This window comes from Halovivax cerinus (assembly GCF_024498195.1).
Classification (GTDB): Archaea; Halobacteriota; Halobacteria; order Halobacteriales; family Natrialbaceae; genus Halovivax; species Halovivax cerinus.
Map to the genome: position 1 here is coordinate 2,131,269 of NZ_CP101824.1, position 12,045 is coordinate 2,143,313.

Annotated in this window: 11 protein-coding genes; 2 read left to right on the top strand and 9 right to left on the bottom strand. The window is 65.6% G+C overall.

Annotated features, from left to right (window positions below; all coding sequences use genetic code 11):
- Positions 1-131: 131 nt before the first annotated feature.
- Positions 132-692, bottom strand: coding sequence for a cupin domain-containing protein (locus NO366_RS09910; RefSeq protein WP_256530633.1), 561 nt, complete (start codon positions 690-692; stop codon positions 132-134).
- A 122-nt stretch (positions 693-814) separates the two neighbouring features.
- On the opposite strand from NO366_RS09910, the gene NO366_RS09915 reads away from it, so the two are divergent.
- Positions 815-2,128, top strand: coding sequence for a M28 family peptidase (locus NO366_RS09915; RefSeq protein ID WP_256530634.1), 1,314 nt, complete (start codon positions 815-817; stop codon positions 2,126-2,128).
- Positions 2,129-2,200: 72 nt separating this feature from the next.
- Here NO366_RS09915 and NO366_RS09920 read toward each other — a convergent pair whose 3' ends face one another.
- The 6 genes from NO366_RS09920 to NO366_RS09945 are packed head-to-tail and all read right to left on the bottom strand — an operon-like array spanning position 2,201 to position 8,617.
- Positions 2,201-2,932, bottom strand: coding sequence for a RodZ family helix-turn-helix domain-containing protein (locus tag NO366_RS09920; RefSeq protein ID WP_256530635.1), 732 nt, complete (start codon positions 2,930-2,932; stop codon positions 2,201-2,203).
- Between the two features lie 59 nt (positions 2,933-2,991).
- A complete protein-coding gene (locus NO366_RS09925; protein ID WP_256530636.1) occupies positions 2,992-4,119 on the bottom strand; it encodes an ABC transporter ATP-binding protein in 1,128 nt (375 codons plus the stop codon).
- The gene (locus tag NO366_RS09930; RefSeq protein ID WP_256530637.1) at positions 4,116-5,180 is read right to left on the bottom strand and encodes an ABC transporter ATP-binding protein; all 1,065 of its coding nucleotides are present in this window, start codon (positions 5,178-5,180) and stop codon (positions 4,116-4,118) included. The genes NO366_RS09925 and NO366_RS09930 overlap by 4 nt, the downstream gene beginning before the upstream one ends.
- 2 nt (positions 5,181-5,182) lie before the next feature.
- Positions 5,183-6,112, bottom strand: a complete 930-nt coding sequence (gene nikC / locus NO366_RS09935) for a nickel transporter permease (RefSeq protein WP_382274052.1) — start codon at positions 6,110-6,112, stop codon at positions 5,183-5,185.
- The gene (gene nikB, locus NO366_RS09940) at positions 6,109-7,056 is read right to left on the bottom strand and encodes a nickel ABC transporter permease (protein ID WP_256530638.1); all 948 of its coding nucleotides are present in this window, start codon (positions 7,054-7,056) and stop codon (positions 6,109-6,111) included. The genes nikC and nikB overlap by 4 nt, the downstream gene beginning before the upstream one ends.
- Positions 7,057-7,078: 22 nt before the next feature.
- Complete coding sequence (locus NO366_RS09945) at positions 7,079-8,617, bottom strand: ABC transporter substrate-binding protein (RefSeq protein ID WP_256530639.1); 1,539 nt, start codon at positions 8,615-8,617, stop codon at positions 7,079-7,081.
- Positions 8,618-9,131: 514 nt separating this feature from the next.
- Between NO366_RS09945 and NO366_RS09950 the strand changes: the two genes are divergently transcribed.
- Entirely contained in the window at positions 9,132-10,193 is a 1,062-nt protein-coding gene (locus NO366_RS09950) for an NAD(P)-dependent glycerol-1-phosphate dehydrogenase (RefSeq protein ID WP_256530640.1), read from the top strand.
- A gap of 54 nt (positions 10,194-10,247) precedes the next feature.
- Here NO366_RS09950 and NO366_RS09955 read toward each other — a convergent pair whose 3' ends face one another.
- Together NO366_RS09955 and NO366_RS09960 are read right to left on the bottom strand one after the other, a co-directional pair.
- Positions 10,248-11,069: an ABC transporter permease subunit gene (locus NO366_RS09955; protein ID WP_256530641.1), complete on the bottom strand. Its 822-nt coding sequence runs from the start codon at positions 11,067-11,069 to the stop codon at positions 10,248-10,250.
- Positions 11,066-12,034, bottom strand: coding sequence for an ABC transporter ATP-binding protein (locus tag NO366_RS09960; RefSeq protein ID WP_256530642.1), 969 nt, complete (start codon positions 12,032-12,034; stop codon positions 11,066-11,068). Before NO366_RS09960 ends, NO366_RS09955 begins: the two co-directional genes overlap by 4 nt.
- Between the last annotated feature and the right edge of the window lie 11 nt (positions 12,035-12,045).

Here is a 12,045-nt window from a genome sequence, read left to right on the forward strand (position 1 = left end):
GCTGGCGCGATCTCGTCACACGTCCCCTTTCGTCCCCCGAAAGGGAAACGACTGCCGAGCCGACGAAACCTGGTAACCGCTTCGAGAACGAAACCGCATCGAGAACGAGTGCTACTGCCTGTCCGATCCGCTCAGCGAGCGCCGATCGATTCGGCGAACTCGATCGCCGGGTGGTCGTCCGGGAGGTCGTCGAAGGTGAACGGTGTGCCCTCCGCCGCTTCTTCGGCGAGTCGCTCGTCGGTCGCTCTGAGGGAGTCGACGAAGGCCTCGGCGGAGTCGGACATCACCTCGCCCTTGAAGATGAGGATGTAGGCGTCTTCGTCGAACGGAACCTCGTACCCCGTCGGCACGCCGGGTCCGAACCAGAACAGGTCGCCTTCCGTCATGTGTCGGCGTTCGCCGCGGGCCGACAGGACCCACTCGCCGCTGAGCGTCATGATCATCGACTCCGTCTCGTGGGCGTGTTCGTCGAGGTAGAGGCCGGGCGGCATCTCGATGAAGTGCGTCTGGATCGATTCTCCCTGGAGGAGCATCCCGATCCGCCCCTCGTAGGTGGAAAGACCCGGCTGGTCTTCGATCGACGGGGCGACCTCGACGCCCTCGACGTGCGTTTCGACGCTTGGGAGCGGATCGTCACGCTGATCCGAATCGTGTGCGGTATCTTCCCCGGACGCTGGATCTGTATCCGTCATCTAGCGTGTCCACCGATGCTGGCACCTTGAAGATTGTTAGGACGATTTCGCGACGGCGTAATACGTCGGCACGCGTCTCCGGGGACCCTAGACTGAAGGTGGATTCGAGCCTGTTTCTATCGATGACCGACTGGATAGGCGAAACATTCTGTAGCACCGTCGGGTGGGATCACCTGGAGACGCTGGCCGACATCGACCACCGCATGGCCGGCAGCGAGGGCGAACGTCTCGGGGCCGAAGCCACGCGGGACGTCCTGGCCGACGTCGGCGCTCGTGATGCTCGTCTCGAGACGTTCGACCTGCAGGGCTGGACCCGCGGCGACAGCGGCGTTCACCACCCCGAATCGGGCGCCTCGTACGACTCGATCGCGTTACCTCGCAGCCCAGGCGGCACGGTCGAGGCCGAGTTCGTCGACCTGGGGTACGGCCTCCCGGAAGACTTCGACGCCGCCGACGTCGAGGGGAAGCTCGTCATGGTCGCGTCGAACGTGCCCAGTTACCACGATCGATTGATCCACCGGCGCGAGAAGTACTACTACGCCGTCGAGGCCGGCGCGGCCGGGTTCGTCTTTCGAAACCACGTCGAGGGTCAACTTCCGCCGACGGGCTCGGTCGGTCGACCGGACCATCCTATCGGTGAGATCCCGACCGTCGGCGTGAGCAAAGAGGTGGGGGCGGCGCTCGGCCGACGGTTCGACGGTGAGCCCCTTCGCGTACGTGTCGACGCCGACGTTCACGACGCGACGATCCAGAACGTCCACGCGGAACTCGGGCCCGAAACCGACGAGCGCGTTCTCGTCTCGGCCCACCTCGACGGTCACGACATCGGCGAGGGAGCGATGGACGACGGGGCCGGCACGGCGACGATGGTCGAGATCGCGCGGGCGCTCGCGACCCGCGAGGGTGAGCTCGACACCCGGGTCGAGTTCGTCGGCTTCGGCTCGGAGGAGGTCGGCCTTTGCGGCTCGCAGTACCACGCCGAGGTCTGCGATCCGTCGTCGGTGAAAGCGATCGTCAACCTCGATGGCGTCGTCCGTGGGCGGACGTTGCAGTTCTTCACGCACACGTTCGACGAACTCGAAGCCGCCGCTTCCCGGATGGCCAACCGGTACGATCACCCCGTTCGCATCATCCCGCGCGAAGGATTCCGGGGCGACCAGTGGCCGCTCGTCCGCGAAGGCGTCCCCGGCTACTTCGTCTCGGGCGTCCGGGATTCCGAGGGCCGCGGCTACGGCCACACGTCGGCCGATACGCTGGACAAGCTGGACGTGCGCAACCTGCGAGAACAGTCGATCCTCCTCACCGATCTCGTGGTCGACCTGGCGGACGCCGAGACCGTGATCCCGCACCGCGACCGCGCCGACGTTGCGGCCTCGTTCGAAGCGGAGGGTCGTTCCGAGGGGATGAAGATCGTCGGCGAGTGGCCCTACGCCTGAGTCGGGACGGCGCCGGCACGTCGTCCGGCGTCTGAACCGGGACGACGCCGGCGCGACTTTCGGCGCCGAGTACTAGTCGCGGTCGATCGGATCGTCGATCCAGTTGTAACAGCGGTACGCCTTCGCTGGCCGATCTGCGGTGAGCATCTCGACCGGGATGAACCCCTCCCCGCCGCGGGCGCCGGCGACGCGTTCGTCCGGATCGTCGGAGTACGTCATGAGCTTCGCGTCGATCGAGAACGTGAACTCGAGGCGACCTCGGTGTGCGTCGTCGGGATCGAACGAGACCGACACGTCGCCGCCGCCCACTCCGAAGATCGCCGTTCCGTCCGGACCGGAGACCCCCACGTCGTGACTCGCGAGGCCGCCGCGCAGGTCGGCCAGCCACTCGCGCAGTCCCTCGCGGTCGAGGGACCGATCGAGGTCGAAGCTACCGTCTGCCTCCATCGACCCGCCGTCGAGTTCGAAGTCCGGATAGCGGAGTTTCTCGTCGGGCAGGACGTGGGACGCCGTCTCCGGGTCCGGTGGGGCGTCCGGGACGTCGAGTTCGTCGCTCACGGCGGACCGATCGGTGTCGGCCGACGATGTCGGTGCGACCGGTGTCCGCTCGCCGTCGCCGCCGTCGCTCGCCGCCGGCTCTGCTACGGGTGTCTCTTCGTCGTCGACGTCGGAGGTCGGGACGCCATCGTCGGTCCTCGGGACGTCGTCGTCGGTCGTCGGCGCGTCGCCGTCAGTCGTCGGTGCGTCGCCGCCGTCATTCGCCGCCGGGGGCGCCGTACCGGACGCCGGTTCGTCCTCGCTCATGTGTTCATGCTCGGTCTGTGGGGTACCATCGTCAGTACGTTTCGGGTTCGGTCGTCGTCTCAGTGCGACTCGTGTGCGACCGACTCGGCGTCGGCGACCTCCTCGGCGAAGTGACAGCGCGACCAGCCCCGGCCCACGTCGATACGATCGGGTACCTCGGAGCGACAGCGTTCCTCAGCCATCGGACAGCGGGTGTGAAAGACGCAGCCAGACGGCGGGTCGACGGGACTCGGGACATCCCCTTCGAGGACGAACGTGTCCTCGATCGACGTGCTCGGATCCACGTCCGGGATGGCTGCGAGCAGCGCCTGCGTGTAGGGGTGGGCGGGCCGCTCGAAGAGGTCCGCTGCGGGCCCGACCTCCATCAGCTCGCCGAGGTACATCACGGCGATGCGATCGGCGACGTGCTTGACTGCGCTCAGGTCGTGGCTGATGAAGAGGTATGTGAGGTCGAGTTCCGCCTGAATTCGCATCAACAGGTTGAGGATGCTCCCCTTGACGGAGACGTCGAGCGCGGAGACCGGCTCGTCGAGGACGAGCACCCGCGGTTCGGTGGCGATCGCTCGCGCGATGGAGACGCGCTGGGCCTGTCCCCCCGAGAGTTCGTGCGCGTAGCGATCGAGGTGCTGGTCCGAGAGCTCGACGAGATCGAGCAACTCCGCGATCCGTTCCTCGCGCTCGTCGGCCGACCAGCCCTGCGTGATGAGCGGCTCCGCGATGGCGTCGCCGACGGTCATCCGGGGATTGATACTCGAACTCGCGTTCTGGAAGACGACGCCGACGTCCGCGAGCAGGTCGGCGGGACGGTCCGTCGCCGCGCCGACCGGGGAGCCGTCGATCGTGACCGTTCCGTCGGTCGGCGTGTGCAAACCGGTCACGAGGTTCGCGAGCGTCGACTTGCCGCTCCCACTCTCGCCGACGACGCCCAGCGTCTCGCCGCGGTCGACGGTGAGCGAGACGTCGGAGACGGCCTCGAGCCGGGTGACGTTCCCGAACAGCCGATCGAGGAGCGAGTCGTCCATCGCGAACGACTTCGAGACACCCTCGAGTTCGATGACCGGCTCTCTGCGTCGCGCGGACGTCTCCTCGGCCTCCGCTGCAGCCGAGGTCTCCAGTCCGTCCGGCTCGTTCGTCCCGGCCGATCCGTCGTCCGTCTCCGCGGGCGTACGGGCGCGCTCCGCGGTCATCGCGATCCCTCCACGCCGACGGCCTCTCGCGTCGGGTCCGGGACCCGATCGAGTGCGCAGCACTTCGCCCGCTGACCGTCGCCGCAGTCACTGACAGGCATCGGCCCGTCCCTGCACCGCTCCTGGGCGTACCCACAGCGGGACGCAAACGGGCAGCCGTCCACCTCTCCGAGGCGGTCCGGAACCTGTCCCTCGATCGTTTCGAGGGGTTCTTTTCGCTTCGTCCGCTGGGGCATGCACTCGAGGAGTGCCTGCGTGTAGGGGTGGCGTGGTTCGGTCAGGATCTGCTCGGTCGTTCCGGTCTCCATCACCTCGCCACCGTACATCACGATGACGCGGTCGCAGACGGCCGAGACCACGCCGATGTCGTGAGTGATCAGGACGACCGACATGTCGCGTTCCTCGCGCAGGTCGGCCAGGATCTGCAGGATCTGAGCCTGGATCGTCACGTCGAGCGCCGTCGTCGGTTCGTCTGCGATCAGGAGATCCGGTTCGCTCGCCAGCGCGATGGCCAGCATCGCCCGCTGGCGCATCCCGCCTGAGAACTCGTGGGGATACGCGTCCAGTCGTTCGCCGGGATTCGGGATTCCCACCTCGGACATGAGTTCGACGACGCGATCGCGTTTTTCGGCCCAGTCGGTGCGGTCGTGCAGGAGGGGGATCCGAAGGTACTCGCGCAACGGTTGCCGGTCCGGGTTCTCGTGGACCTTCAACGACTCCACGATCTGCTCGCTGACCGTGAAGACCGGATTGAGCGTCGTCATCGGGTCCTGAAAGACCATAGACGTGTCCTGGCCCCGAAGCCGCCGGATCTCCTCGTCGGTCGCGGTCGTCAGTTCCTCCCCGCGGTAGCGGATCGAGCCGTCGACGATCTCACCCGGCGATTCGAGGCGCATGATCGACCGGGCGGTGACCGACTTGCCGCTGCCGCTCTCGCCGACGATCCCGACGACCTCGCCCGGTTCGACGTCGAAGGAGACGCCGTTGACTGCGTGGACGGTGCGATCGCGGGTTTCGAAGTGGGTGTGCAGATTGTCGACTGCGAGTAGTGGTTCGGTCATGGTTAGAGCCCCTTGTTCTGGACAGATTCTTCCTCACGCGGGTCGAGCACGTCTCGCAGCCCGTCGCCGAGCAGGTTGAAGCCGAGGACGGCGAGCATGATCGCGAGCCCGGGGAAGTTGACGACCCACGGGGCCGACTGGAGGTACTCGCGCCCGGTCGAGATCATCGTCCCCCACTCGGGTGTCGGCGGCTGGGCGCCGAGTCCCAGGAACGACAGACCCGCAGTCGAGAGGATGACGGTCGCCATGTCGAGCGTCGCGAGGACGACGACTGGTCCCATCACGTTCGGCAGGATGTGTCGGCCGACGATCCGTAGCCGTCCGGTTCCCATCAACTGGCTCGACTTGACGTATTCCTGCTCTTTGACCGATAGGACGCTTCCACGGACGACGCGCGCGTAACTGGTCCAGCCCACGATCGCGAGTGCGATCATGATGTTCGTCAGGCTCGGTCCCAGGATTCCCGCGATGACGAGCGCGAGGAGCAGCCCCGGGAAGGCGAGCAGCACGTCCACGAGTCGCATGAGTCCCTCGTCGACGTAGCCGCCCGCGTAGCCCGCCGTCACGCCGACCGCCGTTCCGATCGCCAGGGAGATGCCGACAACGGCGAGACCGATCTTCAGCGAGACGCGCGCGCCGAAGACGAGTCGCGACAGCACGTCCTGGCCGAGTTGATCGGTACCGAGCGGGTGTTCGGCCGACGGGCCTTCCAGGCGATCGCGCAGGTGCTGTTCTTCCGGATCGTGGGGCGCGATGTACGGCGCGAAGACCGCCGTCAGGACGAGTCCCAGGACGATCGCCAGCCCGATCAGGTTGAGGGTGTTCGACCGGAACTGTCTCGCAGTCCGGGAGTGATAGGCCTCGACGAGCCGGGACCGCGTGTCACCGGCCGTCGTTCGCATCCGCTCGACCACCGTCGTCTCTTCGCTCACGCGTTCTCACCTCCCAGGGAGATGCGTGGATCGACGTACCGGTACGTGATGTCGACGAGCAGGTTCGTCACCACGAACACTACCGCGACGATCAGGACCAGTCCCTGGACGACCGGGTAGTTGCGCGCGAAGATTGCGTCGATGAGCAGGCTGCCGAGCCCGGGCCGCTGGAACACCATCTCGATGATCACGGCCCCGTTCAGCAGGTAGCCGAACTGCAGGCCGACGATCGTGATGACCGGGATCAGCGCGTTTCGAAGCGCGTGCTTGTACACCACGATTCGCTCCTGGAGACCCTTCGACCGCGCGGTCTGAATGTACTCCTCGTCGAGCACCTCGAGCATCGACGAGCGCAGGAGTCTCGTGATGACGGCCGCCATCCCTGTTCCGAGGGTAATGGCGGGCAGTGCCAGGTGTCCGAAGGTGCCGAACCCGTGGGTCGGAAGGAGGTTCAACTGGACGGCGAAGACCAGGATGAGCAGGTAGCCGAGCCAGAAGTTCGGCATCGACAGCCCAAGGAGGGCGACGACCTGACTGCCGTAGTCGAGGCGACCGCCCTTGTGGACGGCGCTGATCACGCCGGTCGGGATCGCCACGACGAGCGCGACGAGCAAGCCGGCGACGGCGAGTTCGACCGTCGGCATCACGTTCTGTCCGATCAACGTCGTCACGGCCGTCTCCGAGTGGTACGAGACGCCGAGATCACCGCGGACGACGTCGGTGATCCAGTTTACGAACTGCACCGGGATCGGTTCGTTCAGCCCGTTTGCTTCCCTGAACCGCTCGATCGCCTCCTGTGAGGGTGACCGACCGCCCATCTGCTGGCGCAGGATCGTCCGGGCCGGATCGCCCGGGGTGAAGAACGTCAGCGAGAACGTCAGCACCGACACGCCCAGGAGGACGGCCAGGCCCGAGAGCGTCCGTTGAACGATGTATTTCCACATTGGTTGTCTGTGTCTCGGGGGATTACTTCTCGAGTGACGTCCAGCTCGTGAACTCCGGGATCGGCGAGAACGAGACCCCTTCGAGATCGGACTGGTAGGCGGCGACGAACTCGTCGTAGTAGACCGGCACGGTGACGGCCTGGTCCTTCATGATCCGCTGGGCTTCGCCGTACTTCTCTTCTTTCACCGAACTCTCGGTCGCCTCCATTCCCTCCTCGATCAGCGTGTCGACCTCGCCGCCCGGGTTCTGGACGCCGGTGTCCTCGTTACGATAGAGTCGCTGGTTGACGTCGCCGTCGGAGTGGAACGAGTCGTAGATGACGTAATCGGCGGCGCCGGAGTTCGATCCGCTCGTGTCGAGGAAGAGGTGGCCCTCGCCGTCGCGAACGAGCTCCGAGTATTGCGCCCGTTCGGCCATCTGGATCTCGGCGGAGATCCCGACTGAGGTGAAGTTGTCGAGCAGGACCTGTGCGATGTCGCGACCGTTGACGAGGTCGTTCGGGACGACGATCGTGAGCATCTCGCCATCGTAGTCGGACTCCTCGACGAGCGAACTCGCCTGGTCCTCGTCGTACGCGTACGGGTCGACGTCGTCGTGAGCGGACCAGTAGATCGTCGGCGAGATCGGCACCCGCGCCGCCGACCCGACGTTCGCGAGGATCGTCTCGACGATCAGTTCCTGGTCGACGGCGTGGTTGAGCGCACGTCGGAGCACGGGATCGTCCGTCGGCGCGGCGTAGAGGTTGAGACCGCCGTAACACGATCCTGCCGTCTCCTGTCTGGCGACCGTCGTGCCGTCGCCGCTCTCGAGGGAGCTGATCTGGCTGCGCGGTGGGGCCATCCCGATATCGATCTCCCCGTTCTCGAGCGAGAGCGATCTCGTGTTCGGATCCTCGATCACTTCGAACACGAGTTCGTCCACCTGTCCCCCGTCGCCCCAGTAGTCCTCGAACGGCGCGGTGACGACTTCCTGTTGTGGCTCGACGGTGTCGACCTGGAACGGGCCGGTTCCGATGGCCTCGTACTCGTCGACGTTTCGATCGGGGTGCTGGACGCACACCATGTTGTGCGCGATGTTCCCCGGGAACACGGAGAACGGTTCCGGGGTCGTGAACTCGACGGTGTAGTCGTCGAGCGCGACGATACTATCCGGCCCCTCGAGTCGCAGCCACCCGGGTGCGTACGCGAGTTCGTCTAACAGCGTCTCGAAGGAGTAGACCACGTGCTCGGCCGTCATCTCGTCGCCGTTGTGGAACGAGACACCCTCGCGGAGGGTAAACTCCCAGGTCGTATCGCTCGTTCGCTCCCAGTCCGTGGCCAGCCACGGCTGGAGCGCCATCTCCTGATCGACCCAGATCAGCGGTTCCATGACGTTGGTCCAGTACGGGGTGATACCGCCGTGGGAGGTCCAGGTCTCGGCGGTCGGGTCCGTCTGGAGCGCGATCGTGACCGATCCGGAGTCGCTTCCGCTCGTGTTTTCCGCACAACCGGCCAGGGACACCACGCCGGCCGCAGCGGTTCCCTTCAGCACCGTTCGACGGGTGAGTTTGTCAGTCGTCATCAGTGATCATCCCGGTGATGAAGGCAGGTTGCGGTCAACCCCCATAAAAATTATCCTACTTTTATAATATGTGGTTAGGATTCTAAAGTGGTTTTTCCTTCTCGATTTGGTTGTCGTGGGTGTGGCTGTGCCCGAATGTCCCTGCTCGCAACGCATTCGCCTGTCAGAGACGATACTTTCCAAACGTCGTCCGGGTCGTGCGATTCGATTACAAGGTCGATCCGGGACGCGGGTGGTGCTCGATCGAGCATCAAGGGGGGAATCATCCACATCGGGCGGGCCGTCGGCGCTGGGCCTTTTACCTATAGCCGCTCGAATCGCTATCTCACTTCTTCGTTCACCCGGCTCGGGGTTTATTTATGCACTCTATCCATTCGTTCCGCGAACGAACGGCGGGTATCTCTACTTCGTCCCCTCGCCCGTCAGTCCTGCGGTCTCCTCTCGACGGGGAAACACGCTTCCGTTCGAACGGTCACGGGAAACACGTATACTCCGTCAGTCACTCTGTGGCGGTATGTTCGAGAAGTCGTCGTGGATCCGCTTGCCGCGCAACGTCGTGGTGGGTCACGGAGTGCTCGACGAGGTCGTTCCGGTCGTCTCCGATCTCCACCTCGACGGTCGCCCGTTGCTGGTGACGAGTCCGACGCCTCGCACGGTGGCGGCCGATCCGATCGCCGCCGACTTCCGGGAGTCGGGCGTCGACCCCGCGATGGTCACCGTCGAGACGGCCTCGTTCGACGCGGTCGAGCGGGTGATCGACGCCGTCGAGGCCGAGGACGCGGACTACCTGATCGGCGTCGGCGGCGGGAAAGCGATCGACATCGCGAAGATGGCGAGCCACCACTGTGACATCGGCTTTCTGTCGGTCCCGACGGCGGCGAGTCACGACGGGATCGTCTCCAATCGCGGATCCGTTCCCGACGGCGACACCCGCCACAGCGTCGCCGCGGAGCCGCCGCTGGCCGTCGTCGCCGACACGGCGATCCTGGCGGAGGCGCCGTGGCGACTCACGACCGCCGGCTGTGCCGACATCATCTCGAACTACACGGCGGTGATGGACTGGCGCCTGGCCCACCGGTTGAAGAACGTCGAGTACTCCGGCTTCGCCGGCGCCCTCTCGGAGATGACGGCCGAGATCCTCGTCGAGAACGCCGACTCCGTGCGACCTGGTCTCGAGGAGGCCGCCTGGATCGTCACCAAGGCGCTCGTCTCTTCCGGCGTCGCCATGTCCATCGCCGACTCTTCGCGTCCCGCCAGCGGCGCCGAGCACCTCTTCTCGCACCAACTCGACCGACTGGCACCCGAGGCGGCCCTCCACGGCCACCAGGTCGGCGTCGGCTCGATCATGACCGCGTACCTTCACGGCGGCGAGAAGGGGGTCTGGCTGGACATCCGAAACGCGCTCGAAAGTATCGACGCGCCCACGACGGCGGCCGAACTGGACATCGACGACGAGACCGTCATCGAGGCGCTTACGACCTGCCACGAGATTCGCGATCGCTACACGATCCTCGGCGACGGCATGGACGAGGGCGCAGCCCGGGAGGTCGCAAGGGAGACCGGCGTGATTGGGTAGCGGTGAGAATCGATCCGGGTACCGGGACCGCTTGTCCGATTGACCGGCGGGTGGTCAGCCGAGGTCCGCCCGTTCGAACCGCCAGAGACCGAGTGCGAGCGGAACGACCAACCAGGCCACGAGGATCACGAGCATGGTCTCTCCCTGCAAGAACCACGGCAACTCCATCGGAATAGTGTTGAAGCCGTCGGGGAACACGAGTCCCGTCGAGTTGACGTACGCCGTCGTCGGACTGATCAGCGACTGGAGGAACACGATCTGGTTGACCGAGATTTCGAGCCCCAGCAGGTCGTTGGCCAGGTAGTCGATGGCGAGTTGCAGCGGTCCGAACAGGCTCAACACGTTGGTGACGAAGAAGAACGCGATCGAGGCCCCCATCGCCCGTGATCGGGAGGCAGTCGAGGCGGAGATACCGATCGCGACGGCCACGTACGTGAGGGCGTACAGTATCGTCAGTGCCGCCATCTGACCGAAGATGTCGAGTTGCGGGTCCGGATACCACAGGATGGCGAGGAGGATACCGACCACGAAGGCGACGACGATCGAGGCGCTGACGACCGCCGTCCGGGTTACGAACTTCCCGAGGACGACGTCCCGTCGCGAGTTGGGGATCGAGAGCACGTACTTGATCGATCCGGACTCCCGTTCGCCGGCGATGGCGAGGTAGGCCGTCACGAGCGCGATCAGCGGGATGATCATCGCCCCGGCGGCGGTGAGATTCCAGAGCGCGTCGAGGACACTCGGGGCAGAATCGGTACTCTGTTCGACGAACACCAGAAGTGTCATGAAGAGGGCGTACAGCACGCCGACGAACCAGACGATCTTCGCGCGCCGGACGTCGAGGAAGTCCTTGCGAGCGACGGCGACGGTGCTCATGCCGTCACCTCCGTACGAGACACGTCACGCTCGTCGTCGTCTCCCGTGCCCGGTCCGTCGGCACCAGTGTAGGTGTTGAACAGTTGTTCGAGCGAGGTGTTCGTCGAACGGATGTCGAGGACGGTCGCCCGCTCGTCGACGTGGCGTATGGCGTCGATCTTTCGCGTCGGATCGGCGACCGAGACCGTCAGCGTCGTCCCGTCGAGTTCGACGGCGTGGATGCCGTCGATCGACTCGAGGCCGAGGTCCGTCGGTACCTCGTCGACCTCGATCGACACCGAGGCGTCGAGTTCCAGTTCCGCCCTGAGGGCGTCGATCGTTCCCGTCGCGACGAGTCGCCCCTCGTTCATGATTCCCAGCCGATCGCAGACGGACTCGACCTCGCCGAGGATGTGACTCGAGAAGAAGACGGTCGCACCGCGGTCGGCCTCCTCGCGGATGATCTCGCGCATCTCCTGCATACCCGTCGGGTCGAGCCCGGAGGAGGGTTCGTCGAGGAGCAACAGGTCCGGTTCGCCGAGGATGGCCATCCCGAACGCGAGTCGCTGGGCCATCCCCTTCGAGTAGCCGCCGACCGGCCGGGATCCCTCCTCCGGGGTGAGCCCGACTCGGTCGAGCGTCGCGTCGTAGTCGACCGACTCACGAACGCCGTTCGTCCGCGCGACCCACTCCAGGTGCTCGCGCCCGGTTAGCCGGTCGTATAGCTCGGCCCCTTCGGGGAGGACGCCGATCCGCTCGCGGATCACGGCGGCGTCTGCCTGCGCATCCAGTCCGAGTACTCGCGCGCTGCCCGCCGTCGGGCGGACGAAGTCCAGAAGGACGTTGATGGTCGTCGACTTCCCGGCCCCGTTCGGCCCGAGGAAGCCGAAGACCTCGCCCTCCTCGACGGTGAGATCGAGGTCGTCGACGGCGAGGACGTCCTCTCCGAAGCGCTTCGTGAGTCCGTCCGTTTCGATCGCTGGCATGGTCGTTAGTA

Excerpts from the sequence above, each read along its gene's own strand:
- NO366_RS09910 (WP_256530633.1), bottom strand. The coding sequence starts at position 692 with ATGACGGATACAGATCCAGCGTCCGGGGAAGATACCGCACACGATTCG.
- NO366_RS09915 (WP_256530634.1), top strand. The coding sequence starts at position 815 with ATGACCGACTGGATAGGCGAAACATTCTGTAGCACCGTCGGGTGGGAT.
- NO366_RS09920 (WP_256530635.1), bottom strand. The coding sequence starts at position 2,932 with ATGAGCGAGGACGAACCGGCGTCCGGTACGGCGCCCCCGGCGGCGAAT.
- NO366_RS09925 (WP_256530636.1), bottom strand. The coding sequence starts at position 4,119 with ATGACCGCGGAGCGCGCCCGTACGCCCGCGGAGACGGACGACGGATCG.
- NO366_RS09930 (WP_256530637.1), bottom strand. The coding sequence starts at position 5,180 with ATGACCGAACCACTACTCGCAGTCGACAATCTGCACACCCACTTCGAA.
- nikB (WP_256530638.1), bottom strand. The coding sequence starts at position 7,056 with ATGTGGAAATACATCGTTCAACGGACGCTCTCGGGCCTGGCCGTCCTC.
- NO366_RS09945 (WP_256530639.1), bottom strand. The coding sequence starts at position 8,617 with ATGACGACTGACAAACTCACCCGTCGAACGGTGCTGAAGGGAACCGCT.
- NO366_RS09950 (WP_256530640.1), top strand. The coding sequence starts at position 9,132 with ATGTTCGAGAAGTCGTCGTGGATCCGCTTGCCGCGCAACGTCGTGGTG.
- NO366_RS09955 (WP_256530641.1), bottom strand. The coding sequence starts at position 11,069 with ATGAGCACCGTCGCCGTCGCTCGCAAGGACTTCCTCGACGTCCGGCGC.
- NO366_RS09960 (WP_256530642.1), bottom strand. The coding sequence starts at position 12,034 with ATGCCAGCGATCGAAACGGACGGACTCACGAAGCGCTTCGGAGAGGAC.